The following is a 26,834-nucleotide window of genomic DNA, read 5'->3' as shown; positions in this document are numbered from 1 at the left end:
CTCATTACCAGAGGGAGAGGAAGACCCAGAATTCAAGAAAAAGCCAGAAATAGCCATAAATTTAATCGACAAAACCTCCTTCGAGAGGCTATAAACCAGGAATAGTCTTGATGGATGCAGGGTATGGTAATAACACCAGTTTTTTACAAGAATTAGAAAACCGCAAATTAAAATATATCGGAGGAATCGCCAAGAATCGCAAAGTAATAATTCAAAAAACCGAAAATGAAACAGAGGAAATTCGAGTAGACAACTTAACAAAAGCTTTACCTGTAGGGGCTTTCACAAAAATTCAACTCAATCTCGAACGACCGAGAACAGTATGGGTAGCAATTAAGGAAGTCGAATTATCAAAATGCACAGGTAAGAAAGTAATAGCCATCGTCATGAATGCAGAGACTTTCGATACCGCGACTGAAATAGATTATTTGATGAGTAATGTTGACTTATCAACAGCGACAGAGGAGTGGATAGTAAAAACTTATTCACAAAGAAATTGGGTCGAAGTTTTCTATCGGGAAGCCAAGGGCTGGTTGGGGTTAAATGAATATCAAGTCAGAGATGAAATCAGCCTGAAAAGACATTTCATTATGGTGTTTTGTGCCTACACTTTCATTCTCTGGCATACCTTAACAGGAGGATTAAGGCGCAAATGGGCAAACAAACCTTTAAACACTTTTAGTGATGCACTCGAAGCATTTCGGACAGCCATATCTTTTAGGTTTGTGAAATGGTTGAACCAAAATTGGGACGTATTCTCCGCTTATAAAGCCAGTTTAGGCTTTGTTTGGGCTTAAAATTTGTTTAAGTCCCGCTAAAAGCTTGTAGAAACCGGGCTCCTCGCCCCATGCGTGAATCTCAGAAACCGGGTTTCTCTCGATATTTCTCATCACCCAACCAAAAATTCGTAGAAACCCGGTTTCTCGCCCCATGCTTAAATCTCAGAAACCGGGTTTCTCTATGCTTCACCCATCCCCAGCGAAAATTTAACAACAGTTCGATCGTGTTTCGAGCGCCCTCATCTGGCAGGATGAAGCATTTTAAATTTGGGCGATCGCGAGTATAATAGTAAATAGCTAAAAGAGGAATTTTAGATATGGAATTGAATGAGTATTTTGATTTCTTGGCACCAGATGATATTCGCATTAAAGGACACCGCATCGGGATTGAGACGGTACTGTACGAGTACCTGCATCGGGAACGCACCGCCGAAGAAATTCAGCAATTCTATCCATCTCTAACTTTGGCAGAGGTTTATGCGACTATTTTGTATTATTTGGAGAACAAAGAAGCAGTAAGTCGATATTTGGAAGACTGGTTGGAGTGGTCGCACCAGCAGCGAAAAATGCAAGCAGCAAATCCCCATCCGGCTGCCGAAAGATTGCGAAAATTGAAAGCAGAATGGGCAAAGCAAACCGCGAACCAGAGTGATTGAGAAATGGCGTTTAAATATTTGATGGATGAGAATGTTACTCCCGTTTATGCTACACAGCTTCACCGGAAACGGCCTGATTTAGTAGTTTGGTCGGTGGGTGACATCGGTACGCCTCCGAAAAGTACGCTCGATCCTGATATCTTGGTGTGGTGTGAAGAGCATAACTTTATTTTGGTGACGAACAACCGCAAGTCAATGCCCGTGCATTTGGTAGATCATATAGCTGAAGGTAGGCATATTCCAGGGATTTTTATTTTGAACTCAGATTTAAGTATTGGGCAAAATATTGAGGAATTGATTTTGATTGCTTATGGTTCGTTCGATGATGAATATCAAGATCGGATCGTCCATCTTCCTTTAACATAAACGGGACTTATGCGCGGGGGATAGGCCATGCGTGAATCTCAGAAACCGGGTTTCTCTCGATATTTCTCGTCACTCAACCAAAAAATTCAGAGAAACCCGGTTTCTCGCCCCATGCGTAAATCTCAGAAACCGGGTTTCTCTCGATATTTATCGTCACCCAACCAAAAAATTCAGAGAAACCCGGTTTCTCGCCTCAATGCCAAAAATTCCTGTCACAATAAAATGAATCCTAGCAAGAGACAAAGGGCATGACGCGAGAGGAAGCAGGGCGGCGAATTGACCAAGCAGCCGAGGAACAATTGACGGAACTGGATTTGGCGGGGTTGGGGTTGGAGGAATTGCCGCCGGAGATAGGCAAGTGTACGGAGCTTGAGAGGTTGGTGTTGGGAAATTTTGCTATGATAGTTTGAGCGATCGCACTATTATATATTCCGTAAATTACCAGCTATGAACATTCAGTTGGTTGACTCCTTAATTCAAGTCATTGAGTCGCTGACACCTGAAGAGAGTTTGCTATTCCAAGAAAAACTCTCGGCTAGGGCGATTCAGAGTACGCCTGGAGTCTGTGGAGGAAATGCCCGGATTCGCAACACCCGCATTCCTGTTTGCACACTGGTTTCGCTTCACCAACAGGGGGCCCATGAGGCTGAGTTACTTCGGAATTATCCAGGTTTGTCGGATCGCGATTTAGAGAATGCTTGGCGTTATTACGATCGCCACCGCGAAGAAATCGATCGCGTTATTGTTTCTCATCAAACAGATGATTGAAAGGGTGAGGCTTTATTAAGAGTGAAAATTTCCAGATCGTAACGCTCGATGTTGGCGTAGCCTTTTTCCTCAAACAGGATATTTCCCTCATTCCAGCAATCCGGCAGGGGTTGAAACCCCTGCCTCAAAGTGAAAGTCCTCTCAAAGAGGACTAATGAGTTTTTCAGTCCTCTTTGAGAGGACTTTCGCTATTAGACAGGGAATTCATTCCCTGGCGGACTGTCGGGTGGGCGAGAAGGCTCGGTGGACTGACAGCTTAAGTTGTCACACCTTGGTCACTGCCGTGTAGTTATTCCCCTCTACTAACCAAAAATTCCTGTCACAATAAAATGAATCCTACCGAGAGACAAAGGGCATGACGCGAGAGGAAGCAGTGCGGCGAATTAACCAAGCAGCCGAGGAAAAATTGACCCAACTGGATTTGTCGGGGCTGGACTTGGAGGAATTGCCGCCGGAGATTGGCAAGTGCACGCAGCTTGAAACGTTGCGGTTGGGGGAGAAGTTCTATGAAGAGAAAAGAGAATTGGTTAGGAATAAGTTAACTGAGTTTCCTGATGCTGTTCTTCAATTAACCAACTTAAAAATACTTAACCTCAGTCACAATCAGATTACCTGCATCCCAGGGGCGATCGGGCAACTGTCGAATCTGACACTGGTTAACCTCAGTAGCAATCAGATTACCCAAATCCCAGATGCGATCAGCAAACTATCAAATTTGACATGGCTGCTCGTCAGTAGCAATCAGATTACCTCCATCCCAGATGCGATCGGGCAACTGTCCCATCTGACATTGCTTGACCTCGGTGACAATCAAATTACCTCCATCCCAGATGCGATCGGGCAACTGTCGAATCTGACAAGGCTTTACCTCAGTTACAATCAGATTACCTCCATCCCAGATGCGATCGGGCAACTGTCGAATCTGACACGGCTTGACCTCGATAGCAATCAGATTACCTCCATCCCAGAGGCGCTCGGGCAACTGTCGAATCTGACAGGGCTTTCCCTCCGTAGCAATCAGATTACCTCCATCCCAAAGGCGCTCGGGCAACTGTCGAATCTGACACGGCTTTCCCTCCGTAGCAATCAGATTACCTCCATCCCAGAGGCGCTCGGCCAACTGTCGAATCTGACACGGCTTTCCCTCAGTAGCAATCAGATTACCTCCATCCCAGAGGTGCTCGGCCAACTGTCGAATCTGACACGGCTTGACCTCGATAGCAATCAGATTACCTCCATTCCAGAGGCGATCGGGCAACTGTCGAATCTGACACTGCTTGACCTCCGTTTCAATCAGATTGAAAAGATTCCTGAATGCTTAGAAACACTGCCACAACTTAAATACCTCGATCTTCGCCACAATCCCCTGCCCGTTTCTCCAGAAGTTCTAGGGTCTGCAAACCAGAACGAAGAACCCGGTACTCCCGCCGCCATTTTCAACTACCTGCGCCAACTCCGCAGCGGCGAAGTCCGCCCCCTCAACGAAGCCAAAGTCCTCCTCGTCGGGCAAGGCAGCGTCGGCAAAACCTCCCTGATCAACCGCCTCATCGACAACAAATACAACCCCAACGAGCCCCAAACCGACGGACTCAACATCACAGACTGGAAAATTACAGTCAACACCAAACAAGTCAAACTCAACGTCTGGGACTTCGGCGGACAAGAAATCTACCACGCCACCCACCAATTTTTCCTTACCAAACGCAGCCTCTACCTCCTCGTGTGCAACTGCCGCACCAGCGAAGACGAAAACCGCCTCGAATACTGGCTGAAACTGATCGAAAGCTTCGGCGACGCTTCCCCCGTCATCCTCGTCGGCAACAAGTGCGACGAACAACCCCTGGACCTCAACCGCAAAGCCTTGCGCGACAAATATCCCAACATCAAAGCCATTCTCGAAACCTCTTGCCAAAGCGGAAGCGGAATCGACGAACTCCGCAGCGCCATCCACACGGAAATCTCCGAACTCAAACAAGTCTACTAAAAATCTGCTATACTATTCTAGGAAGTAGCCGCCTACAGTTGGCGGCTGCTCATAAAAATGCACATAAGTGCAGAAATCTAGAATCCGTCTAGAAAACCCAGAACCTTGACAAACCAATAGTTTCAGGAAGAACAACCTATGAGAGCCGATAAACGTCCTCAACAGTCCTGCGATGTTAGTGTCACCCGTGACGGTAAATCACTCCGATTAGGGTTTCCTAAGCGTCACACGCCGTTATGGGAACAGTTAAAAGGTAAATCCCTTAAAGGAAAGCCTAGTTACCTGTACCTGACTAAATACGGGTTTAGTGCTGACAATCCAGAGGACTGGAAACGGGCTACCCAGTTAGCGATCGCTATGGAGGCTGACCTTGACCACACTGAATGGGAGAAGCTATTTGACCCGACACTTGCCAAGTACGGCTTAGGGGGAGGTAAATATGCCAAACTGGCCGATGTACTTCAATTACCAGGTACAGTACAGCTTGAACCCGAAATAACAGTAGGGGAGATGTGGGAAGCTTACCTAGAGTGGAAAAAGACTGTTATTGAGGAAACAACGTTCAAAGTCAGGTATGAGACACAATTCTCAAATTTGATTTACGGTAAAATCTGGAACAATCAAACCAAAGCATTTACTCAGTCAGGATTAAGCATTGATTTAATCCGATTGGATGACAAACAAAATTTGATTCTAGTATTGTCTAGAATCAAATCATCAAAAAAAACGTATTTTTTGTCTGAGTTAAATCAGGCATTTGAGTTTTCCAAATCCAAAGGGATGTTGGTTAATGCAACCACCGAAAACCCGTTTGCACTTGATAAGTTCAGCACACCCGCTGTTACAACGCAGCAAAAGTACGCATCTAAAATAGTAAACGGAGAGGAAAAAGAATGGCACGAGGTGTTAGACGAAAAAGAACTTGAAGACGACCGACGTGCTTTTAGTAAGGAAGAATGCAAGATTATTATCAAGGCTTTTTATGAATCCAAGTCTAAAGCTGTAATTCTGTACGCTCCCTTGATCGAGTTTTACTTTTTAACCGGGTGTAGAACTTCTGAAGCATTACCTCTCACGTGGAAGGATGTTGATTTAGAGCGCAATTTAATTCGGTTTAGCAAGTCGCTAGGCTCGTCAACAAAAAAGGTAAAAGAAACCAAAACAGGTGAGGTAAGACTTTTCTACTTTAGTGAGAATTCTCGATTAAGGGAGCTATTGTTAAAGTTAAAAAGTGAAAGTTCAAGCGAGTTAGTTTTTCCAAACAAAAAAGGGAAACACAGACTACAATCGAGCGTTGCACAAACTTGGAGAGGGTACAAGCAAAAGAGAATACTCAAAGATGGTACTGAGACAGATTACTGGTATTTCGGAGTAGTTGCTCGATTAGTAGAGGAAGGCAAGATATCAGGCTATCTCTCCCTATATCATACCCGTCACACTTACATCACGCTTACAGCACAGGCTAACAAGCACAACAACAACGCACTATTACATATTGCTACTTCCTGCGGTAACAGTGTAGATGTAATTCTCAGGCACTATCTGGGAGTAAGTGAAGAAACTAGAATCGTAGAAGCTTTTTAGCCCCAGCTACCTCCCAGCCTACCGCCCCCCTTAATAAGGGGGGTTTTTTATTGGCTATTTTTTGCCTTGCCTGTTTGTGTCTCTGCCTGTATTTTCTGGCGTAGCCGCCAACAGTTGGCGGCTATTCGTAAAAATAGAGATAAATAAGCAGTGAACTTAATATCAAGTATTCACTTGTGTCACGTGAGTGACAGTAAGTAGTCCCGTTCTGTTGGCAACAAAACTTAACAGTTGCAGTATTGACACTTTAGCCTGAATGCTGCGATCGTCAAAAGTAAGAGAAAGCAACACAGCCACCGGGTTGCACCCCGATGACTGCTGTTTTCTCAATTGGTTCAAGCAATTGAGAATATTATTATGTCACAACAGTCCGCTTCACGTACCCCACGATCGGCTTCTTTTAACTATTCGTGGGATAAGCCCCTTGCACTCCGTTGGTATCGAGATGCCGTGTTTGATGGTATCCGCCACACCGAGGCTTTTGCCTGCATTGATATCGGTACTGGCGTTAAGCCGTGGTTGCACTACTACCAGGCTCCCGTGCTATTACCGGAACAGGTAGATGCCCTTTATGACGTTGAGCCAAAAACTACCGATCGCCTAATCCGCAACTTTGAACCACAACTTGTAGGGGATGGCTTGTTCAGTTGTCCCGAAACCTTCATTGAACACTCGGAACCCGTACTCGGTATCTGCTGGATAGGAAAACCCCACCTCAACTACCTGTTGCCCCCACGGGCCGTACTTAAGCTGGCCTGTTGGATGCCAGCAACTACCGAGGTGCTGCGGGTACTAACGTGCCTCGAAGCGATCGCAAAAAAGGCATATGAGCCACTACCGGAACCGGTGAGGATGAGCCAACACTACAAGGTAGTCGAACGGCGAACCGCCCCCAAGGATAAATTGGTAATGGTACAAGAAGCGCAAGAGCTAGGGCTTTACGCCTATGCCAAACACTTTGGGGACTTGAAGTCGGGCATCACCTACAGTCGGTTGCTTACTCACTACAAACGGGGTGGACAGTTCCCGCCCACACGGCAAGAGCTTAATGATTTGTTGATTGAGTTTTAGGTTGGTATCCGATCGGTAAGGTCACAAGTAAAAAAGCTAGAGTCACATCATCTGCATAGTGTGAAGCTAGCTTTTCTTTTTTTGTGAGCATTTTTACAAGTAGCCCCCTACTGTAGGGGGCTACTCTAGGAAATACACTTACTTACTTAAGCACCTGTTATACAAAGTAAGAAAAATGCGTCTTGTGTATAAATTTTGTGAGATTTAGTGTAAATTTCTCTCACGCTGTATAGACTTTAATACACGAGAAAATAATCCTAACCCTTATAGGGTTCCGGAAGAATTATAACGCTGTATAAGCTTTATTTGTGGGATATTTGCCATCCCCCGACAGGTTACAATTTCAACAGCAGAATTTGCCCGCTTGTACCCGCAGGCAAAAAAAAGGCTCTCGCTGTCCCTAAATAGCGTTAGCTGGTGAAGAGAGACAACAAAAACCCAAAAAACCTGAACCAAATTTAACTTATTTTCTAGACTTTTTCTAGAAAGTCCCCTTGCCGGAAGGGTATATCACGGCATCAATTCACTAGCTAAACACTAGGGATAGCGGTTAATCACCTTACTTGCAGGAACAACCGCTATGGATAGTATACCATCATCTTCTACAGTTGTTGCCGCTACCCGCAACAAATCTTTACTCAATGCCGCTGACAAGGACTATTTAAGAGTCGAGCGAAAACTTCCTCTGGATTGGATATATGCAAACTGTGGTAGTGCTGACATCCCGAAAGCCACGGTATTGCTGGGATATGAGGCTAAATCACCCTGTATAGTTTTTTACGGCAACCTCGAACAACTGCAACTACGGCCAATTAACCCGTGGCCGTCAAAGGACGGAAAGCTTCCTAAATATCGCACCCCTAAAGGTGAATACGATGCTTTCCTTGCCAAGCATCCAGAAGTCGAAACATATTGGACTGATTTAGAGGCTCTTAAAGCCCGATGCTTCACCATTAACGGCAAACCCTACCTACTCATCACCGAGGGGTGCATAAAGGCAATTAAGGGCTGTATGTGGGATATCCCTACGGTAGCCCTAATGGGGATAGATATGGGATTAACCCCAAAGGCAAAGGGTGAACCCGACTTGATACCAGGGCTGAAACGATTAGCTGAAGCGGGTTTTAACTTTATCATCTCTTATGACTCCGATCCACCTGAGAAGGTGGAAACCATAAAGAATGTTCGCCGTGCCGAAAAAACCCTCACTAAACACCTGAAAGCCTATGGCTGCGAGGTACTATCGGTTACAGGCAATTGGAACCACGAGGACGGCAAGGGGATGGATGATTTCATCAATAATCAAGGGATTGAGGCCTTCAGGGCAATACTGATGAAAGCTAGTAATGTAGTTGAATCACCTGACACAACTGATAGTGATACACCAACAAAAAAGAAAAAGCCACCGACACCGCGAGAAGCAGCGGCCCGGTTAGCCGAACAATATGGGCATCAGTGGAAATATGATGACGAACAAAAAACGTGGCGGATATACTCCGGTAAACACTGGGAAAAGGTAGGGATAGGGCCGTTTAAGAGTTTGGTCAAAACCACTATTGACGCAAAAAACATAAACTACAGCGGGATTGAGTATATTAACAACGTGGTGGAATTGCTCCAATGTGACTTGCGACAAATCCGCTGGCAGTATTGGGATAGAAAGCGTTACATCAACTTTAGTAATTGCGTTCTAGATGGTAATACCCTCACAACTCAACCGCACTCACCGGGTACGGGGTTTACCTCGTTCTTACCCTTCGACTACAAGCCACTAGAAGGCGATTTAAGCGACCCGTTAGAGGCTTTACGGGTAAATTGTCCTAATACCCATAAATTCTTCAGGACGGCGATGCAAGACGATGAGCGAAAAATGTTTAAGTTGCTAGCCATTGCTAACGCCATACTCAAACATCGGTTTTTCGACTTGCAGATGTTCGTTCACTTGGTCGGAGCGCCGGGTTCCGGTAAGGGTACTTTTACTCGGTTGATGGAGAAAATGGTTGGACGGGAGAACTTTAAGGGCTGCCAGCTCGATCGCCTAAGTGACGGATCGACTAAGGCATCAGTTGTGGATAAACAATTGGTAGTGTTTGCCGATGAACGAAAACCCGTAGGTATTGACTCGATTCTCAGTTTTACGGGTGGAGATGCTGTTAGTTACCGGGAATTGCACACTCCGGCCGCCGATGCGTTTTTCTACGGGTGCTTCCTCATCTGTAGTAACAAACCCATATTTGTGGGTGACACTACCGGGCTAGAGCGTCGGTTGTGCCTGGTTCACTTTGATAACCCCATACCTACCGAAAAACGCGACCACGCTATCGAAAGTGAGTTTGAGGCAGAAATACCCGCATTGATTGGAATAGCCCTCTCCCTCGCAAATAGCGCCGTTACTCAAGCGATACGCGGTATCGGAGCCGAAAAGATTGCTGAGTTCAAATATAAGGAATGGGAGATGAAAGTCGAAACAAGCTCGACCGCTGCATTCTTTGATATGGAACTGGTACTAGACCCGGCCGCTACTACCCGCACCGGGAAGCTTTACGAGGCTTACAAGGATTTTTGCGAAGAGAGTGGGTTCTCGAAAGTAAGTATTGTCAAATTCCCCCGCTTGCTTGCCGACTTGCTGACAGACGAGAATTTACCCTTTACCCGACATCAGGGTGCACAAGCCTATTTTGAGGGATTGAGGGTGAGAGAAAAGTCGGATAACCATATCACTCACTCCGAAACTTTAGTCGGGATTGAGGGAGTTAGCGAGGGAGTTGCAGGGAGTTTGCAGGGAGTTGGGGAGGGAGTTGAACCCCTACCAGATATACCTTTGAGGGAGTTGAGGGAGTTAGACCCTAAAGTTTCAAACGGAAACAAAAATAAAGAAAATTATCTGCCAGATAAGGAAGAAAGTGATCGAGAAAGTGAGTTAGAAAAAGATTTACCCCCCCAAACTCCCTCAACTCCCTCAAACCCAGTACCAGTAACGATTCAAACTCCCTCAATAACTCCCTCCCAAGTGCCACCACCCCCCCCCTCAACTCCCTCAAACCCGACTAAAGCCGATATGCAAACCACCGCCAACAGACAGCGGGCTGAAAGGATGGCCGACGAGTACCGGGAAGCAAAAGCGAGCGGCGATACCGAAAAAATGGAAGAGATAAAGAAATTTATTGAAAGTACCGATGGACTTCACTTGAGGGGATTTTTCAAGCGAGCACTTAATGGGACATCCCCTACACAACAGCCCGCACCGAGGCCTTCCCGTATTTTGGAGGTAGGCGATCGGGTTGTTGTAGTGAAGCCCGGCGATCGCGCTAAGGGCGTTAAAGGGGAAATTACCAAAATTACCAATTACCCCACTTATACGGGCTTGCGGGTACAATTCGACAAAGAAGTAGCATTCGTAAGGGAACAGGAGTTCGTCGCCGGGGATTTGATGTATCTCTCCGAAAAGTAGTAGTTTCGAGTGTCATCTACCTACAGCCTAACTTTCTACCCCTAGTCACTTGTGTCGCGTGACTAAACACTTGACAGAACTAAAGCATCCGTGCCAGTCTGTTAATAATAAATCACCTGACACAAGTGAAATAACTAAAAACATTAATGACGCTAGCCTAGCCAACCTCAAGCACTATGAGGGTAAATGGGAACACGGGCAAACCCGCACTATCCGAGTACCGATCGCCCTAGCAGATCGGGTGCTGACTATAGCTCGACAACTGGATAGTGGAAAATCATTTGACACAAGTGATTTACCTGATGCTGCTGTCTTACTCAACCAATTGAAAGCTAAGCGCAAAAAGTCTAAATGCGACCTAGCGGACGTAGAAGCAATTTTGGATATGCTGGGTAGCCTGTTACCTTAACTGATGACGATCGGCTGGCACGGCAGTGCGATCGCGTCAGTCACGCTATGTGTATGTTGTGATTGTAGGTTTTCGGCTTCTGACCGGGACGGGATAGCATTTTGAACAATAGCCGCCTACAGTAGGCGGCTATCCCTGGAAATACAGGCTTAGACTCGCAGATAGCGGCTTTTTTTTTGCTTAAATCCCAAAAAGTAAATTTTAAAATGGCATTTACCATCGAAAAACCCGATTTTGAGTTGAGGCCTACAGAGCGATCGCAAATATCGCTACCCTACCGCGTCTAGAATTTATCTAGAGAATATTCCCTTTAAAATAAGCTAGCTCAACACCTGGAACGACGTGTCCACGTTAGTCTTCTAGAAACAGTCTAGATTCTAGACTGAGAACGGCTGAAAGCATTGTTTTTTGGTAAATTGTTTAAACTCAAACAAGTCTACGATCTTTTGCCGCTAAGCTGGTTCCAAGTCAAGCAGCGCCTGGAAAACCTCGACAAAGACATCATCAGCATCAGCGAATACGCCACCATCTGCGCCAAAGAAAACATCTGGGAAGAAACCGACCAAACCCAACTGATCGGACTGCTGCACAACCTGGGCATTGTCCTCAACTTCCGCGAACACCCCATCCTGCAATCCACCAACATCCTCAATCCCCACTGGGTGACAGAAGGCATCTATGCCCTCCTCAGCGACGACGCACTCAAAGTCAAAACCAAAGGTATTCTCACCTACGCCGACCTCAGCCGCATCCTCGACTCAAATAAATATCCCAGCCGCCGCTACCACTGCCTCACCGGGTTGATGGAGGAATTTGAACTCTGCTTCCCCGTCAGCCATTGTCGGGCGCCGACTTTCCTCATCCCCGGCATCTTGCCCAAAGAACAACCGGAAAACACCGAACTCCAAGGCGAAACCCTGGAATTTCAATATCACTACCGCATCCTCCCCGACAGCATCCTCTCGCGTTTCATCGTCCTCACCCACGAGAAAATCCACAACAGCACCCACTGGCGCACGGGGGTTATGCTGGAGTACACCGAAGGCGCTGAGGTGTACAACATCGCCCGGATTAAATCTGACCCGGAAGATAAGAAAATCTTTATTGCCGTTAGCGGGCGGGAATCGACGCGGCGTTCTTTCCTCAGCATGATTCGCGATACGTTTACCAAAATCCACAATTCTTTTGCCAATCTGGAAATCAGTCAATGGGTGCCGGTTCCGGGTTGTCCCGATGCCGATCCGCTGGATTACGAGGAATTGCTAGGATTGGAGGAGATGGGCGAAAATACGGTGCGCGTTGGGAAACTTAAACTTAAACTGGATTTGCGGCCGTTGTTGGATGGGTATGAGTCGATCGAACTTCGGCGCAGAAAGCAAATGGGCGATCGAGAAATGGAAAAATACGGAAGAGAATATGACGACCTTGTAGATATCGCTAAACTAGCTGTTAGTAGACCAATTATTAATAAAGCAGAAGCAAAAATGACTCAAAATTCTTCTGAAATCAACAACTTTCAAGGTGCTTTTCAAGGTTCTAACTTTTCCGGCAATATCGGCGGTTCGTCGAACAGTGCCGAAGTTGGCGGCAATCAATCCCTGCAAAACAATAACGCCAATACGGCAGAAATCCTGAAACTGATTTCATCGATGCGTCAAACCGCCGATCAGTTTCCCGAAGACATCCGCGATGAGATAATTATTGATATTGAAGATGTCGAAGCGGAAATTAAGAAACCGGAGAATCAATGGAATAAAGCCAGATTAAAGAAAAGCTTAACAGCTATTTTAGCGGCGGGTACTGCGATCGCTATTCCGATCGCAGGAATGACTGATTTTGCTAATACGGCGATCGATCTCGGTCAAAAGGTGGGTATCGAACTCAAGCGGCCGTCAGGACGCTAAATCATTTAAAATTAAGGTGATTGGGGCGATAATCACCTCAATCAGTCCAAAAACCTCGGTGTTGCCATGCGTAAAATTGTACTATTCATTGCATCTAGTCTGGACGGTTATATCGCCCGATCGAATGGCGATATTGACTGGCTGTTTACAGACCAAAATTACGGTTATAGTAACTTCTTAGGTAGCATCGATACGGTTCTCATGGGTCGAAAAACTTACGAACAAGTTCTAACTTTTGGCGAGTATCCGTACCAGGAAAAAAAGAGCTATGTTTTTACGAAAAATCTAGATTTTCAAGGCACTTCAGATGTCGAAGTGGTAACAGATTTAGAGATTTTTGTCAATGATTTGCGCTTGCTGGACGGCAAGAATATTTGGTTGGTGGGAGGTTCTCTGCTGATTCGCGATTTCCTGAATCAAAACTTTGTCAACGAAGTGATTCTCTCGGTTCATCCGCTTATTTTGGGCGAGGGAATCCCTTTATTTGTTAATCCCATAAATACTACAGCTTTGCAGTTAACTGGATGTCAGACATACAGTTCTGGTATGGTTCAGCTATCTTATGATGTTGCGACTTGAGGGCGTGTCCAATTTTTAAGTGGCTTCTAACTGAGATGTTGCATCATTGTCAATAATCCTTTTAGGAACAGGCAAGATGCCTGTTCCACAAGAAAATTTATCTCTTGTGGAACGGGCATCTTGCCCGTTCTTGAGAATAGTGCCACATCTCAGTTGCCAAATACTGCCAGTTGGTTATCAAAAAAGGTAAGATAGGAATAAGTAAGTTAGTTATCGATATATTATGTCTGCCAGAGATGTTTTTCATGAAGTTGTCAAAACAGCTTTGCAAAAAGAAGGCTGGCATATTACCCACGATCCGTTTCCGATTAGTGTTGGCGGTGTAGATATGTCGATCGATCTGGGAGCAGAAAGGCTGATTGCGGCAGAAAGGCAAGGCGAAAAAATTGCCGTTGAGGTCAAAAGTTTTTTGGCAAAATCGTCGGCAATCTCGGAATTTCACAGAGCATTGGGGCAGTTCATTAATTATCGAGCCGCACTTAAAGAAAAAGCACCCGATCGCATTTTGTACTTGGCTGTGCCGTTAATAACTTATGAAGAATTTTTTAAACTAGATTTCCCGAAAGCAAGGATCGAGGAAAACCAGGTAAAAATGATTGTTTATGATACAGCACTTGAGGTAATTGTAGAATGGAAAAATTAATCAAATATCGGCAAATTGTGCAGCAAATGTTACTGGAGTACGGCAAGCGCAAACCTGCTCACGGAGACATTGAAGTCGAGACAATTCTTGATACAGAACGAGATCATTACCAAATCTTTTATGTGGGCTGGGACAAGCAGACTAGGGTGCATCACTGTAGCATTCACATTGATATCAAGGGCGGGAAAATTTGGCTTCAATGGAATGCCACTGAAGATGATATTGCTGAAGATTTAGTAATAGCCGGAGTTCCCAAAGAGGATATTGTTTGGGGATTTCAGCCCCCGTTTATGCGGAAGTATACGGGTTATGCAGTAGAATAGATCGCAGATGATGAAATGTGTTTGCTGCTTGTTGCTATTAATATCTTTTTTCTGGAATGCGCTTCCTGCTGAGGCCTCTGTATGCCGCAATTACCAAGGGCGCGAGATTTGCATTGTCGATATCAAACGCAGTGCAAAAAATTATTGGGAATACAGGGTAATTCTGAGTGTTGATGGAGTGAAAAAGCCTCTAGAAGTCTACAATTGCCGCGATCGCACTACAGTTAAGAAAGATGGCACAGTTTTGGCGTTTGGACAAAACCACCCTGGTGAAATCGTCTGCCGTTTTTTTAATCAGAAATAGTTTTGGTAATCGATTTTATAACCTCTATCTGTATAGTGTACACTGGACACCGGTTGAGTTTGTATGGTGTGGACTGCGTACAGTTTGACTATAAGTTATGGTAGGGTGCGTCAGCGCCGAAGGTTTTAATCGCCTACCTACTCAAGAAATTTTCCCCTGACACACCCTACAGTTAGCTACTAATACTGTTGAGTACACACCTTACTGTTAGCCGTTCATAGCTTTGATTAAAATTCCGATGATTTTCTGAATATCTCGGATAAAATACTCGGTTAAATCTATCGAAACCACGTTATTTTCTAGTTTTAGAAATTGCCAAACTGTACCAGTTGTGACAGCGCCGTAAATAATCGAGATTTCATTACCTTCTTGTTGGTTAAACAATTGTGCTGCTACCATTTCAGCGATACACTGACCTAATCCTGCTTTCAAGTTATCATTTTTTGCCTCTACAATTGCTAATATGGGAGTGGAAATAAACAATTGTTCCTGAGAATTGCTCATTAAAAAATCGCAAAATCCATTGAGTCCTTTACTTGGATCGACATTAAACTCGATCCCAGAAAATAAACTTATATGATAATTTAATTTGCGCCTAATTTCTAGAAGAATTGGGGCTATAATCATTTCTGATCTGGCTTTTTCGGTATTAATTGAAACAGCGAGATCGATATTTTCTTTGAGAATAGTTGTTAATAATTCGCTGGGTTCTATTTCGAGAACATCAGCGAATAGTTGGGAAGACTCAGTAATTGTTAATTCAAATATTTTACTTACATTACTTAATTTGAAATCGCTGTAAGCCATTGCTTTTATAATTCCGTAGTTACCAGAAACAAGGTTGCAAAAAAAATTTTTGAGATAGTAACGCACCCTACATTAAGATGTAAGGTGCGCGGTACACAGCCTACGTTAGAATTTGTGGTCTACTGCTGAAACGCAGCGTTCGCAAATTAGCGGATGTTCGATCGACTCGCTGACGTGAGTCGAGTAATTCCAGCAACGATCGCACTTTTCCCCGTCTGCTTTCACTACACCAATCGCCAATTCGGGAGACTGATAACTGTACGGCAATTCCTGCAGGATTGCATTGGATTCTACCAGTTCCACTTCCGAAGTAATGAACAAATACCGCAGTTCGTCTACACCGTTGCCGGTCATTGTAGAATCGTGCCCTGCAGCTATTTCAGCAGGAATTTCTGGCTTGGGTTCGATCGCAACTAATTCTGCTTGCGGGATTTGGGGTGTTTCTACAAACACTTTTTCGGCTGGGGCTGTTTGTACGATCGCCTGTGTTTCTACAAGCACAAGCGCTGTCTCTACTGGCGGTGCGAGGACGATCGCCTTTGTTTCTGCAAGCACGATCGCGGTTGTCTGGCCCAGCACATCTGCTGTCAGCAAATCAATTTGTAGTGCAATTTCTTGACGGTTGGCGGCAAACAGCAAGTGACGGAAAGCAAACCAGATTGTAAATAAGATGCCGATGACTTCAAAGAGGCCTCCCAACATCGGAATCTGATTCATCGTATCCAAAATCGCCAGCGTTACTCTGCCCGTTACTAACACAGAGGCTAACAGCCCAAGTGTTACCAGCGCTTGTTGGTATTCTGTGAAAAAGTTGCCCGCATATTCAGGCAAATTAGCCACAAACTCGGCGGCTCGATCTAAGATTTGCCCAGAATCTGAAGCCGACAGTTCAGGGACAGAATACTCTACTATCTGAGAAGATCGATCGCCCTTTTCTGCGATCGTTTTCGCCTCAACATAAATTTTGTTTTCTGTCAAGACTTTGGCAACTTTTGCCGCTTGTTCTTCCTGTTTATCTTGTGCTGCTTTTGCTTTCTCCTGGGCCGCTAACTCGATGACTGAATTTTGCGATCGCACATAATCCACCAATTCTTCGCTGCTGGGATTGAAAGCTTGCAATTGCTCTCTTTTCTCAACATCAGGAACGTACAATAAAACCTTAGCTTCCAAAGAAGAACCGATCGCCTTTTCCATCCGGGCTTTTTCCAAAACCTTGTTAACTTCGCCGCGCACTTGTCGCAAATACTGCCAGCGAGTAGCCAATTCTGGATTGTGCCACGAAGCATCAATTTGCACCCAGCCGGCTTCAAACACGGACTTGTAAGGAGTCGGATAGGGAAGGTACTGCCAAATATCCTCAGCCATGTGACACAAAACAGGTGCGATCGCCCTTGCTAAATTCTCCACAGCAATTGCAATCACCGTCTGACAACTGCGGCGGCGACGGGTATCTGTCGCGCTGATGTAAAGTCTATCTTTGGCAATATCCAAGTAAAAATTAGACAAATCCACCGTGCAGAAATTCTGCACAGTTTGGAAGAATCGGGAAAATTGGAAGCTTTCAAAAGCATCTTGGACTTCCGCAAATACTTCGCCCATTCTGTGCAGCATATAGCGGTCCAGTTCCGGCAATTCCTCGTAAGCAACGGCATCTTTTGCCGGATCGAAGTCGTGCAAATTGCCCAGCAAAAACTTAGCTGTATTGCGAATTTTGCGGTAAACATCTGACTGCTGTTTGAGAATGTTTTTGCCCAACGGCACGTCTGCCGAGTAGTCTACCGAAGACACCCACAACCGCAAAACATCGGCTCCATATTCCTTAATTACTGACGCCGGATCGACGACATTGCCTTCAGATTTGCTCATCTTCCGGCCTTTTTCATCTAGCACAAAACCGTGAGTCAAAACTGTTTTGTAAGGAGCAACGCCGTTAGTTGCTACACTGGTAAGCAAGCTCGATTGAAACCAGCCGCGATGCTGGTCTGAACCTTCCAAATAGATATCAGCAGGATAGTTTAATTCGGATCGACCTTGGGCAACTGCGGCCCAGGAAGAACCAGAGTCAAACCACACATCCATCGTGTCTGTACCTTTGCGGTAAGTGCGGCCGTTATTGCGGTAAGATTCCGGCAGCAATTCGGCGATCGACAATTCCCACCAAGCATCGGAACCTTTCTCGGCAAAAAGGGCTTGCACATGGGCGATCGTTTCTTCATTTAACAACGGTTCGTTGTTTTCTTCGTCGTAGAATACGGGAATGGGAACGCCCCAAGTCCGCTGGCGAGAAATACACCAATCCGATCGATCGCCCACCATTGCAGTAATCCGATTTTCCCCTTGGGCGGGAATCCAATTCACACCGGCGATCGCTTTTAAGGCTTCATCGCGGAACCCTTCAACGGATGCAAACCACTGTTCCGTCGCCCGAAAAATGGTCGGCTTTTTCGTGCGCCAATCGTAAGGATAAGAGTGAGCGTAACTTTCCTCTTTAATCAAACAATTTGCTTCGGCAAGGGCATCAATCACTGCGGCATTGCCGTTTCCGAGGACATTTAAACCTGCGAACTGTCCCGCTTCTGCGGTGAAATTTCCGTTCTCATCTACGGGCGTTAAAACTGGTAAACCGCAGCGTTTTCCTACTATAAAGTCTTCTTGTCCGTGGCCGGGTGCAGTGTGCACCAATCCCGTCCCCGAATCAGCAGTAATGTAGTCACCGCCGGCAACAATTGGACTTTCGCGATCGAACAGCGGGTGTTTGTAGATGCAACCTTCTAATTCTTTGCCTTTGAAGGTAGCAAGTATTTTTAATTCAGTGTTAAAAGTTGCCGACAGCCGATCGACCGCATCGACAGCTACTAACATAAATTGTTGTGCGATGTGGGAATTTGCCGGCGGTTCCACCACCGCATAAGTCAGTTCGGGATTAACTGCGATCGCCAAGTTTGCCGGAATTGTCCAGGGAGTAGTCGTCCAAATCGCCGCCCAGAGACTCGGCATATAGCGCTGTAGGGGCGGTGCCCCCGTGCCCGCCTTCTTCGACTGCAAAGATTTTGACAATTTTTTGACATGAAACCCGACGTAGATGCTGCGCGACGTGTGGCCTTCGGGATATTCCAATTCGGCTTCGGCGAGGGCTGTTTTCGAGCTCGGACTCCAGTGAACAGGTTTGAAGCCTCGGTAGATGTAGCCTTTGAGCACCATTTGACCGAAAACGCCGATTTGAGCGGCTTCGTATTCGGGTTTTAGGGTTAAATACGGGTGTTCCCAGTCGCCCCAAACGCCGTAGCGCTGGAAGGATTCGCGCTGCTGTTCCATTGTTTGCTGCGCGAAGGTGGCGGCTTTGCGGCGGAGTTCGATCGGCGTAAGATTTAGCCGCTCCTCCGATTTCATGTTCTGCAATACTTTAAGTTCGATCGGCAATCCGTGACAATCCCAACCGGGAACGTACCGGACTTTTTTGCCGCGCAGCATTTGGTAGCGGTTGATAAAGTCTTTGAGGATTTTGTTGAGGGCGTGGCCGATGTGAAGTTGTCCGTTGGCGTAGGGTGGCCCGTCGTGGAGGATGAACAAGTCGCCTGGGTTATTTTCCGAAAGCCGATCGTAGATTTCTTGATCTGCCCAAAATTGTTGCAATTCTGGTTCCCGTTTGACGGCGTTGGCGCGCATATCAAACTTGGTTTTGGGCAGGTTTACCGTGTCTTTGTAAGATTTAGCTTCCATTTTTGACAAACTTTTTATGTAGTTAGTTGTTAGTAGTTAGCGGTTATTTGAAAGATGATATCAAGTTCGGTTAAATAATCATAAAAAAACTCGGTAAGTGGGAAACGAGCGCGGCTTTAGCCCGCTCGTGGAAAACGGCGCGGCGATTTCAATCGCCTTGAATCCCCTTTCGGGGTTGGAGAGGGAATTTAATCAACCTCTCCAGTGAGGTATGGTTGCCTCAATCTCCCTTTCGGGGTAAGGTTCGCTTCGCCAATGTTATAAAGGCTTGTCACGCTTACAGCACTGTCTCAGTGACTTTAAGACTGTTTAACTGTAAACAACAGAGCGGAAAACTAGCAACGTATTCTCCGGTGTTATGACCTAAATAACGTAGTCAGTGAAGACTTAGGCTGGTCAGTACAGCTTGCGAGAGATATCTCTTACAAGCTCAGTGGCTTTAGCCCTGAGTTACTGACAATTAAGTTTGTAGTGACAACTTTAGTCATCTCTCGTCATTGAAGAGCTGACAACTAGATATTCTAGTATAAGCGATCGACCGCACATTAGATCGAACCAAATCCATAGAGATATCTCTCTTCTCTTCCTCTGCGCCCTCTGCGGTTAAATCATTCCTAAACCGAGGTAGCGCTACTCAGTCAGCCAACTGAACATTTCACCCACGGTGAGATTGAAGGATTCGGCAAAGGTTGGAACGGGGATGCGATCGCCCGGTTCTTCAAAAACTGCTATGGTGCGATCGGCAAAATAGACAAATACCAGTTCTTCTTCCGGGTCAATCAACCAGCCCATCTGGGTTCCGTGGCCGAGACTGTGGAGAATGTTGCGGACGACTTTAGTTTGACTTTGGTCAGGGGAAAGAATTTCGATTGTCCAGTCGGGGGCGATGGCGAAAGTGTTGGCTACTTCGCCGTTTTCGTCGCGGGGAATGCGTTCCCAGGTAAAGACTGCTAGATCGGGTACAGTCGATCGACCGCCAAAGGTACAGCGCAATTCTGGATAGGCGCGGGCGATGCGTTGCGGTTTGAGTACCCGGTGAATGTCAGCAGCCAAATCGCTTTGAATTGTGCTGTGTTTTCCTTGGGGCATAGGTTTCTGGATAATCTGACCATCGATGAATTCGCTGGCGGGTTTGGTTTCCGACAGTTGGAGAAATTCATCGAGAGTCAAAGGTTTAGAAGCGGTTTGAACCATTATTTTTATTTGATTTAAGTTTAATTTGTATTAGTTAAGCGATCGGGCGTTTAATTTATACTCACATTTTGCACCCTTGTTAAGAACAGGCAAGATGCCTATTCCACAAAAAAGCATAAATTTGCTTGTGGGATTCTCCGTGAAAGAAAACACACCCCAGTCCTTCTAAGAAACTCAAGTGAGATCGCGGTCTAACTCGTTTGACGGCGAGTCCGACAGGGATTGAAATCCCTGTCTCATAGCGCAAGTCCTCTGCAAGAGGACTGAGGAGGTTGATTAACGTGAAATGCGAAACTCAACATCAAGTTGAATTTAGACTTGCAGTCGCTTTTATGCAAAACTCAACATCGAATTGAATTTAAACTTGCAGTCCGACAGGGATTGAAATCCCTGTCTCATAGCGAAAGTCCTCTGCAAGAGGACTGAGGAGGTTGATTAACGTGCAATGCGAAACTCAACATCAAGTTAAATTGAGACTTGCAGTCGGTTTTATGCGAAACTCAACATCGAATTGAATTTAAACTTGCAGTCGGTTTTAACCGACTTTCGCTATGAGACAGGGAATTCATTCCCTGTCGGACTGTGGGAATGTCGGACTGTGGGAATGTCGGACTGTGGGAATGTCGGACTGTGGGAATGTCGGACTGTGGGAATGTCGGACTGTGGGAATGTCGGATTGTCGGAATGTCGGAATGTCGGACTGTGGGAATGTCGGATTGTCGGAATGTCGGAATGTCGGACTGTCGGAATGTCCGACTGTCGGACTGTCGGACTGGGACAAGCAATAAACGCTTAAAGAAACAGTCCCAACCCGCGGCTAACGGCATTTCCCATACGATCGCACAATGACGCGGCCGGCACCCCCTGTCCTTCCTGTTCCCATTTTTCCACGAGTTGGCGGCCTAGGGGCGTGAGGCGAAAACTGTCGGTAATCCCTTGTCCGTCTACTTCCCGCCGCAACACGCCGACTTGGATCAGCCAGAGTAGGGAGTTTTCGGCTACGAGTTCGGATACGGGCGATCGAGTGTAGCCGCTTTCGACACCGGAATTTGAGGCGATCGCAGTTAGGAAAACACTATTATCGCGGATGGTCTGGAAGAAGTGTAATTGAAAAGGGGAACAGCGGACGGCGCGATCGGCTCTTTTTACGGTGCGATCGGGATAACTAATAGATTTAAACGCTTCGGATGGAATAAAAGTCATTCAAAAAACCTCTGAACAGGTACTATATTTTTAATTGTTACAGATATCCGAGCGGGCTGATTCACCCTATCGATCCTAATTTTACACTTATTATGACCGATACACTAAATAATATCAACAGGTTTGTTGAATACGTCCGTACTTTGAATGGAGACGAAAAAGGCGAGGCACAGGTATTCTGCGATCGCCTGTTTCAAGCCTTCGGTCATCCAGGCTACAAGGAAGCGGGAGCCGAACTAGAATTTCGAGTAAAGGCGAAAGGCAAAACTACGAAATTTGCTGATTTGCTGTGGCGGCCCAGGTTGTTACTGGAGATGAAAAAACGGGGCGAAAAACTGGAAAAACACTATCAGCAAGCCTTTGAATACTGGCTTGAGCTAGTGCCGCAACGTCCCAAATATGTGGTTCTTTGCAACTTTGATGAGTTTTGGGTTTACGATTTCGATTTACAACTGCGGGAACCGGTAGACCGCGTAAATCTGGAAGAGTTACCCGCTCGCTTCACAGCCTTAAACTTTCTTTTCCCCGAAAATCGCCAGCCTTTATTCAATAACAACCAAATTGATGTAACGCGAACTGCCGCTGACAAAGTTGCTCTAGTTTTTAATCGGTTAGTAGAGCGCGGCGAAAAAGTAGAAACAGCTCAAAGGTTTATCCTTCAGTGTGTAGTAGCCTTGTTTGCTGAAGATATCGATTTGTTGCCGCGCGGTTTATTCACCGAGTTTTTAGGTGATTGCCAGATGAACCGAGTTAGTTCCTACGATTTAATTGGGGGATTGTTTCGGCAAATGGGGAGCGATCGCCCCGCACCTAAAGACAGTCGCTATCGGGATGTATCCTATTTTAATGGCGGTATCTTCTCAGTTGTTGAACCGATCGCCCTGACTCGCAGCGAAATCGATCTGCTATTGGAGGCAGCAAAGGAACGGTGGTCAAAGGTAGAACCGGCGATTTTTGGCGCGTTGTTTGAGTCCAGTATGGGCAAAGAGGAACGTCATGCCTTGGGAGCGCACTATACCAGCGAGGCAGACATTCAAAAAGTGGTTTTGCCTACGATTATACGCCCGTGGCGAGAACGGATTGAAGCTGCGAAGACGCTGAAAGATTTGTTGGCACTGCGGCAAGAATTACTTGATTTCAAAGTTCTCGACCCAGCTTGTGGCAGCGGTAATTTTCTCTATGTTGCTTATCGGGAACTGAAGCGACTAGAGGCACAATTGCTAACTAAAATTCATGAAAATTTCTCTCGTGCTGCTAATGCGATAGGTACGATGTCGCTGGTGAAGACAAGCCAGTTTTACGGCATTGACATCAAACCCTTTGCCGTGGAATTGGCAAAAGTGACGCTGATGCTTGCCAAAAAGTTAGCTTTAGATGAAGAAAACCAGTTGCTCAATGCGGTACAGTTAAACCTGGCACTGGAACTAGAGCAAGCATTGCCGCTCGATAATCTCGATCGCAATATCCGCTGTGATGATGCTCTGTTTTGCGAGTGGGAACAAGTTAATGTAATTATTGGAAATCCTCCCTTTTTGGGTGGTAATCGTCTGCGACTAACCCTTAGTGATGATTATGTCGATCGTATTTTTGCTAAATTTCCTGATGTAAAAGGTAAAGTAGATCTTTGTTCCTACTGGTTTCGCCTTGCTCATAATCACTTAAGGGAAGATTTCCGGGCTGGCTTAGTCGCAACAAACACCATCTCTCAAGGTCAAACTCGTCAAGCTACTTTAGACTACATCATTCAAAATGGTGGTTGTATTTATGATGCAATTTCTACTCAGCCTTGGTCTGGTGAAGCGAAAGTACACATTAGTATTGTCAATTGGCTCAAAAGTTCTGAGAGTAAAGAATTAACCTGCCGTATTGATTATAAAGTTGTTTCTCATATCAATTCTTCTCTCAAGGCAGAAGTCGATGCTTCTCAAGCTGTAAAGATTAAAGCCAACTTAAATCAATGTTTCGTAGGAGTGCAACCTAATGATAAGGGTTTTATTGTAACTGAAAGAGAGGTAAAGCAATGGATTAAAGCCGATCCTAAAAATCAAGATGTTCTCAAGCTCTTTTCAACGGGTGCGAATCTGGCACAGAACCCCCAGGGAAAGCCAGAGCGTTGGATTATTGATTTTGACAATCGCAGTTTAGAAGAGGTTAGTGATTACCAGCTACCGTTCGATCATGTTAAAAAGTACGTCAAGCCTCAACGAGAATCTAATCGAGAAGCCGTCATGCGGGAAAAATGGTGGCGATTCAAGCGCACGAATGAAGCAATGCGAAAAGCTCTAGCAACTTTACCCTTTTGTTTCGCCGTCCCAGAAACTTCAAAGTGGTCGATATTTTTAATTTCTGATTGTAATTACTTGCATGGAAATAGCTGCCATCCTGTGGCTTCAGATGACTTCTATGTTCTTGGCATCCTAACTTCAAATCTGCATCGTCAGTGGGTAAAAGCACAAAGCTCAACCCTTAAAGCCGATACACGTTACACTCACAACACCTGTTTTGAAACATTTCCCTTTCCCCAAAATTGCCCAGAAAAAACCAAAACTGAAATTCGAGCAGCCATGCAGGTTCTCCATGACTACCGCACCGAGTATATGGAGCGCAAACAGTGCGGCATTACCCAACTATACAACCAATTTTTTGATGAACCCGCCAGCCAACTTGCCAAACTCCATGCCCAATTAGACCAACTCGTTTGCAAAGCCTACGATATCAAAGCCAACCAAGACCCCTTAAAGTTTCTATTAGAATTAAACTTTGAAGTTGCACAGCGAGAAACTGAGGGATTACCTGTTGTCGCTCCCTGTTTGCGGCCTGTTGTATAAGAATGCTAGTTAAATCAACTTACTTAACGAATCATCCCTTCAATTTCTGGATCGGTAAACCCAAATTGCCTGAAAATCCGCCACACATAAGCTGGTGACATTTCCCTACACCGATATCAATCGTAACAATCCTTTTTCGGCCTTCAATTTCACGCATATACAAACTATGATCCCCTTTACCCTCTCGGTAAAACTGACATCCGTTTTGTTCTAAAATCTTAATTAATGCTTTAGGTTTTAAAGAGGGAAGGTTTTTCGGCATAAACTTTCCTTAATTCATAAGTATCTGAAGCTTCCGCATCTTCTAAAGTCAGAAATTCGTGTAACTCATTAATAGAAATAGGACTGAGATAAACATCAGACTCTGATTCATAGACTTCGGAAAATGACTCAATAGCTTGTTTGAGTTTATCAATAGATTGTTCGGGAGTATTGCCTTGTCCCACCAATCCATTTTCTAAACACAGAGAGACCCAACGCTCAGCACTTTTTATGAGAATAACAGTGTAGAAATCAATCATATTCTGTTGGGTAAATTAAACAGGGCTCTTATACATATCGCCGGCTGTATACTATAAAGTAAGGACAAGCGTCATGTCCGATTGCGGTAACACCCGGACATGACGACTACTCCAAATGTTGAAATAGCCAACAAGGGAGCATATTAATTATGTCACAACCTCGGTATGATGACGAAAAAAACGAGACGCGCCATACAGCTACAAGCGAAGAGGCTTGCACTAATATGGAATAAAAATACGGTTGGCAGCTTAAAAATGTAGAAGAGACTGGCAATTCTATTTTGAGCGTAGATTGCATTTTTGAGGGAAATTGCGAGTTTCCGCCCTCGCCAATGGACTTGAGTCAAGGTGATTACCTGAAGGAGAGAAAACAAGATGCGTAAATACATTATTTTCCGAGCCGACAAAGGTGAACTGGAAAAATACCGATCGCTCACCGAAACAAAAGTAGGAGAAAGCTTTTACCGAGTAGCTAATGCTGGATCGGTTAAGTCATTGATTTGGACAATAGCCGAGCATTATGACTCTAGCGGCAAGCCATCCCCAGCACCGGGCTATCGTTTAACCGAAAGCGTTATTGTCGAAAGTGCGATCGCCCCAATGTTTCCCACTGCATCAACTCATTTCAGAGACAGCGGCTGGGAGGTTGTGAAAGTTCACGAATACACTCCTGAAATTCCAGCTCCCTATGGCGCAGAATTTGACTCAATTTGTATTTGCTATTGCGCTTACAAACCAATAGAAAATGCTCCTCTCAAGCAATACGAGCGATCGCCCGTCACCCTTGATTCATTCGCAGGCGATCGAACAGCTTACGATCGCTGGTTAAAGTCCCAAAAACAAACGACTGAAGTTTAATTAAATGTCATGAACAGGCAAGATGCCTGTTCCACAAAGAGGAAATTTTATTGTGGGGTGGGTTTCTCGCCCGCCCCTAAAGAGATTATTGCAAATCCTGCAAGATGTCATATAAAAACGTTCTGAACCCAGATTTGGTATTATGCCCCCAGAATTTAAAACCCGCCCAAAATCAATTAAAATACATTTATAAATCCCAAGAAAAACAAAACTATGACTTTACCAGTTGGGTGCGCCGCCCCTCAATTTACCGCCAAAGACACCAACGGCAACACCGTCTCCCTGTCCCAATTCGCAGGTAAAACCGTAATCTTGTATTTCTACCCCAAAGATGACACCCCCGGCTGCACCAGACAAGCCCAAAGCTTCAAAGCAGCCCATGAAGAATACAAAGGCAAAGATATTGTAGTTCTCGGTGTCAGCCGGGACAACGAGGAATCGCACCAAAAGTTCACAGAGAAATACGGTTTGCCTTTCCAACTATTAGCAGATGTTGATGGCACGATTACCAAAGCTTACGATGTCGAGAATGTCGAGAAAGGCGGTTATGCCAAGCGCGTTACTTTCGTCATCGACGGCACCGGCAAAATCATTCAAGTTTATGAGGGCGAAACCATGAAAGTTGACACTCACGCTCAAGATATTCTTGTCACCATAGTTTAGTCGAATTTTAGCCGATCGCACTAACACTCCTGCACGCACCAAACGGCTAAAAACCCGGTTTCTTACTAGATGCCTCGTTGCTATAGGCAATATTCTCGTAGGAACCGGGTTTTTTTAGTAAGGAATGAGAATTAAATAACTTCCACTCTTGAAAGTGGGATGGGCGTCCCGCCCGTCCAAAAAGGACGGGCGGGACGCCCATCCCACAATAACAATTAA

The 26,834-nt window shown here is 45.4% G+C and carries 23 protein-coding genes and 1 pseudogene; 19 read left to right on the top strand and 5 right to left on the bottom strand.

The window, feature by feature from the left end:
- From QT990_RS23335 to QT990_RS23265, 15 genes and pseudogenes are all read left to right on the top strand, one after another.
- Nucleotides 1-797, top strand: a pseudogene (locus QT990_RS23335) (IS701 family transposase); the annotation flags it as partial.
- 299 nt (nt 798-1,096) lie between these two features.
- The gene (locus tag QT990_RS23330; protein WP_333143916.1) at nt 1,097-1,435 is read left to right on the top strand and encodes a DUF433 domain-containing protein; all 339 of its coding nucleotides are present in this window, start codon (nt 1,097-1,099) and stop codon (nt 1,433-1,435) included.
- 3 nt (nt 1,436-1,438) lie between these two features.
- Nucleotides 1,439-1,801, top strand: a complete 363-nt coding sequence (locus QT990_RS23325; protein WP_333143917.1) for a DUF5615 family PIN-like protein — start codon at nt 1,439-1,441, stop codon at nt 1,799-1,801.
- Nucleotides 1,802-2,049: 248 nt separating this feature from the next.
- Nucleotides 2,050-2,211 (top strand): hypothetical protein, encoded by a 162-nt coding sequence (locus QT990_RS23320; protein WP_333143918.1) that lies wholly within the window; start codon nt 2,050-2,052, stop codon nt 2,209-2,211.
- A 37-nt stretch (nt 2,212-2,248) separates the two neighbouring features.
- Nucleotides 2,249-2,569, top strand: a complete 321-nt coding sequence (locus QT990_RS23315; RefSeq protein ID WP_333143919.1) for a DUF433 domain-containing protein — start codon at nt 2,249-2,251, stop codon at nt 2,567-2,569.
- Between the two features lie 355 nt (nt 2,570-2,924).
- Nucleotides 2,925-4,553 carry a leucine-rich repeat domain-containing protein gene (locus QT990_RS23310; protein WP_333143921.1) on the top strand — a complete coding sequence of 543 codons (1,629 nt, stop codon included), beginning with the start codon at nt 2,925-2,927 and terminating at the stop codon, nt 4,551-4,553.
- A 138-nt stretch (nt 4,554-4,691) separates the two neighbouring features.
- Complete coding sequence (locus QT990_RS23305; RefSeq protein ID WP_333143922.1) at nt 4,692-6,137, top strand: tyrosine-type recombinase/integrase; 1,446 nt, start codon at nt 4,692-4,694, stop codon at nt 6,135-6,137.
- A gap of 357 nt (nt 6,138-6,494) precedes the next feature.
- Nucleotides 6,495-7,208 carry a hypothetical protein gene (locus QT990_RS23300; RefSeq protein WP_333143923.1) on the top strand — a complete coding sequence of 238 codons (714 nt, stop codon included), beginning with the start codon at nt 6,495-6,497 and terminating at the stop codon, nt 7,206-7,208.
- Nucleotides 7,209-7,788: 580 nt separating this feature from the next.
- On the top strand, nt 7,789-10,659 hold the full coding sequence (locus tag QT990_RS23295; RefSeq protein ID WP_333143924.1) for a DUF3854 domain-containing protein: 2,871 nt from the start codon (nt 7,789-7,791) through the stop codon (nt 10,657-10,659).
- Nucleotides 10,660-10,729: 70 nt separating this feature from the next.
- Nucleotides 10,730-11,068, top strand: a complete 339-nt coding sequence (locus tag QT990_RS23290; protein ID WP_333300897.1) for a hypothetical protein — start codon at nt 10,730-10,732, stop codon at nt 11,066-11,068.
- Nucleotides 11,069-11,484: 416 nt separating this feature from the next.
- Nucleotides 11,485-12,972: a COR domain-containing protein gene (locus QT990_RS23285; RefSeq protein ID WP_333300895.1), complete on the top strand. Its 1,488-nt coding sequence runs from the start codon at nt 11,485-11,487 to the stop codon at nt 12,970-12,972.
- A 66-nt stretch (nt 12,973-13,038) separates the two neighbouring features.
- Nucleotides 13,039-13,551, top strand: a complete 513-nt coding sequence (locus QT990_RS23280) for a dihydrofolate reductase family protein (RefSeq protein ID WP_333143927.1) — start codon at nt 13,039-13,041, stop codon at nt 13,549-13,551.
- A gap of 223 nt (nt 13,552-13,774) precedes the next feature.
- The gene (locus QT990_RS23275; RefSeq protein WP_333143928.1) at nt 13,775-14,194 is read left to right on the top strand and encodes a XisH family protein; all 420 of its coding nucleotides are present in this window, start codon (nt 13,775-13,777) and stop codon (nt 14,192-14,194) included.
- The gene (locus QT990_RS23270) at nt 14,182-14,517 is read left to right on the top strand and encodes a XisI protein (RefSeq protein ID WP_333033025.1); all 336 of its coding nucleotides are present in this window, start codon (nt 14,182-14,184) and stop codon (nt 14,515-14,517) included. Before QT990_RS23275 ends, QT990_RS23270 begins: the two co-directional genes overlap by 13 nt.
- Before the next feature lie 7 nt (nt 14,518-14,524).
- Nucleotides 14,525-14,821 (top strand): hypothetical protein, encoded by a 297-nt coding sequence (locus tag QT990_RS23265; protein ID WP_333143929.1) that lies wholly within the window; start codon nt 14,525-14,527, stop codon nt 14,819-14,821.
- Between the two features lie 207 nt (nt 14,822-15,028).
- Here QT990_RS23265 and QT990_RS23260 read toward each other — a convergent pair whose 3' ends face one another.
- The 3 genes from QT990_RS23260 to QT990_RS23250 all read right to left on the bottom strand — a co-directional run bounded on the left by QT990_RS23260 (nt 15,029) and on the right by QT990_RS23250 (nt 20,542).
- On the bottom strand, nt 15,029-15,628 hold the full coding sequence (locus QT990_RS23260; RefSeq protein WP_333143930.1) for a hypothetical protein: 600 nt from the start codon (nt 15,626-15,628) through the stop codon (nt 15,029-15,031).
- A gap of 105 nt (nt 15,629-15,733) precedes the next feature.
- Entirely contained in the window at nt 15,734-19,348 is a 3,615-nt protein-coding gene (gene ileS, locus QT990_RS23255) for an isoleucine--tRNA ligase (protein WP_333465806.1), read from the bottom strand.
- Nucleotides 19,349-19,978: 630 nt separating this feature from the next.
- Entirely contained in the window at nt 19,979-20,542 is a 564-nt protein-coding gene (locus QT990_RS23250; RefSeq protein WP_333289406.1) for a Uma2 family endonuclease, read from the bottom strand.
- 551 nt (nt 20,543-21,093) lie between these two features.
- Here QT990_RS23250 and QT990_RS23245 point away from each other — a divergent pair.
- Nucleotides 21,094-21,330, top strand: a complete 237-nt coding sequence (locus QT990_RS23245) for a hypothetical protein (RefSeq protein WP_333465805.1) — start codon at nt 21,094-21,096, stop codon at nt 21,328-21,330.
- Nucleotides 21,331-21,334: 4 nt separating this feature from the next.
- On the opposite strand, the gene QT990_RS23240 is transcribed toward QT990_RS23245, so the two are convergent.
- On the bottom strand, nt 21,335-21,745 hold the full coding sequence (locus QT990_RS23240; protein WP_333143934.1) for an Npun_F0494 family protein: 411 nt from the start codon (nt 21,743-21,745) through the stop codon (nt 21,335-21,337).
- 92 nt (nt 21,746-21,837) lie between these two features.
- Between QT990_RS23240 and QT990_RS23235 the strand changes: the two genes are divergently transcribed.
- Nucleotides 21,838-24,573: a DNA methyltransferase gene (locus QT990_RS23235; RefSeq protein ID WP_333143935.1), complete on the top strand. Its 2,736-nt coding sequence runs from the start codon at nt 21,838-21,840 to the stop codon at nt 24,571-24,573.
- A gap of 230 nt (nt 24,574-24,803) precedes the next feature.
- Here QT990_RS23235 and QT990_RS23230 read toward each other — a convergent pair whose 3' ends face one another.
- A complete protein-coding gene (locus QT990_RS23230) occupies nt 24,804-25,094 on the bottom strand; it encodes a hypothetical protein (RefSeq protein WP_333143937.1) in 291 nt (96 codons plus the stop codon).
- A gap of 375 nt (nt 25,095-25,469) precedes the next feature.
- Between QT990_RS23230 and QT990_RS23225 the strand changes: the two genes are divergently transcribed.
- Both QT990_RS23225 and QT990_RS23220 read left to right on the top strand, forming a co-directional pair.
- Nucleotides 25,470-25,952 carry a hypothetical protein gene (locus QT990_RS23225; RefSeq protein WP_333465804.1) on the top strand — a complete coding sequence of 161 codons (483 nt, stop codon included), beginning with the start codon at nt 25,470-25,472 and terminating at the stop codon, nt 25,950-25,952.
- A gap of 213 nt (nt 25,953-26,165) precedes the next feature.
- The gene (locus QT990_RS23220) at nt 26,166-26,615 is read left to right on the top strand and encodes a peroxiredoxin (RefSeq protein ID WP_333465803.1); all 450 of its coding nucleotides are present in this window, start codon (nt 26,166-26,168) and stop codon (nt 26,613-26,615) included.
- Nucleotides 26,616-26,834 lie beyond the last annotated feature (219 nt).

The organism is Microcoleus sp. T3_B1 (assembly GCF_036700445.1).
GTDB lineage: Bacteria > Cyanobacteriota > Cyanobacteriia > Cyanobacteriales > Microcoleaceae > Microcoleus.
Note: the sequence above shows the minus strand (reverse complement) of the source record. Positions and strands in the feature narration are given on the sequence as shown.

Excerpts from the sequence above, each read along its gene's own strand:
- QT990_RS23305 (WP_333143922.1), top strand. The coding sequence starts at position 4,692 with ATGAGAGCCGATAAACGTCCTCAACAGTCCTGCGATGTTAGTGTCACC.
- QT990_RS23315 (WP_333143919.1), top strand. The coding sequence starts at position 2,249 with ATGAACATTCAGTTGGTTGACTCCTTAATTCAAGTCATTGAGTCGCTG.
- QT990_RS23325 (WP_333143917.1), top strand. The coding sequence starts at position 1,439 with ATGGCGTTTAAATATTTGATGGATGAGAATGTTACTCCCGTTTATGCT.
- QT990_RS23320 (WP_333143918.1), top strand. The coding sequence starts at position 2,050 with ATGACGCGAGAGGAAGCAGGGCGGCGAATTGACCAAGCAGCCGAGGAA.
- QT990_RS23265 (WP_333143929.1), top strand. The coding sequence starts at position 14,525 with ATGATGAAATGTGTTTGCTGCTTGTTGCTATTAATATCTTTTTTCTGG.
- QT990_RS23225 (WP_333465804.1), top strand. The coding sequence starts at position 25,470 with ATGCGTAAATACATTATTTTCCGAGCCGACAAAGGTGAACTGGAAAAA.
- QT990_RS23330 (WP_333143916.1), top strand. The coding sequence starts at position 1,097 with ATGGAATTGAATGAGTATTTTGATTTCTTGGCACCAGATGATATTCGC.
- QT990_RS23300 (WP_333143923.1), top strand. The coding sequence starts at position 6,495 with ATGTCACAACAGTCCGCTTCACGTACCCCACGATCGGCTTCTTTTAAC.
- QT990_RS23260 (WP_333143930.1), bottom strand. The coding sequence starts at position 15,628 with ATGGCTTACAGCGATTTCAAATTAAGTAATGTAAGTAAAATATTTGAA.
- QT990_RS23220 (WP_333465803.1), top strand. The coding sequence starts at position 26,166 with ATGACTTTACCAGTTGGGTGCGCCGCCCCTCAATTTACCGCCAAAGAC.
- ileS (WP_333465806.1), bottom strand. The coding sequence starts at position 19,348 with ATGGAAGCTAAATCTTACAAAGACACGGTAAACCTGCCCAAAACCAAG.
- QT990_RS23275 (WP_333143928.1), top strand. The coding sequence starts at position 13,775 with ATGTCTGCCAGAGATGTTTTTCATGAAGTTGTCAAAACAGCTTTGCAA.
- QT990_RS23310 (WP_333143921.1), top strand. The coding sequence starts at position 2,925 with ATGACGCGAGAGGAAGCAGTGCGGCGAATTAACCAAGCAGCCGAGGAA.
- QT990_RS23295 (WP_333143924.1), top strand. The coding sequence starts at position 7,789 with ATGGATAGTATACCATCATCTTCTACAGTTGTTGCCGCTACCCGCAAC.
- QT990_RS23280 (WP_333143927.1), top strand. The coding sequence starts at position 13,039 with ATGCGTAAAATTGTACTATTCATTGCATCTAGTCTGGACGGTTATATC.
- QT990_RS23270 (WP_333033025.1), top strand. The coding sequence starts at position 14,182 with ATGGAAAAATTAATCAAATATCGGCAAATTGTGCAGCAAATGTTACTG.
- QT990_RS23245 (WP_333465805.1), top strand. The coding sequence starts at position 21,094 with ATGAGACAGGGAATTCATTCCCTGTCGGACTGTGGGAATGTCGGACTG.
- QT990_RS23240 (WP_333143934.1), bottom strand. The coding sequence starts at position 21,745 with ATGACTTTTATTCCATCCGAAGCGTTTAAATCTATTAGTTATCCCGAT.
- QT990_RS23235 (WP_333143935.1), top strand. The coding sequence starts at position 21,838 with ATGACCGATACACTAAATAATATCAACAGGTTTGTTGAATACGTCCGT.
- QT990_RS23250 (WP_333289406.1), bottom strand. The coding sequence starts at position 20,542 with ATGGTTCAAACCGCTTCTAAACCTTTGACTCTCGATGAATTTCTCCAA.
- QT990_RS23230 (WP_333143937.1), bottom strand. The coding sequence starts at position 25,094 with ATGATTGATTTCTACACTGTTATTCTCATAAAAAGTGCTGAGCGTTGG.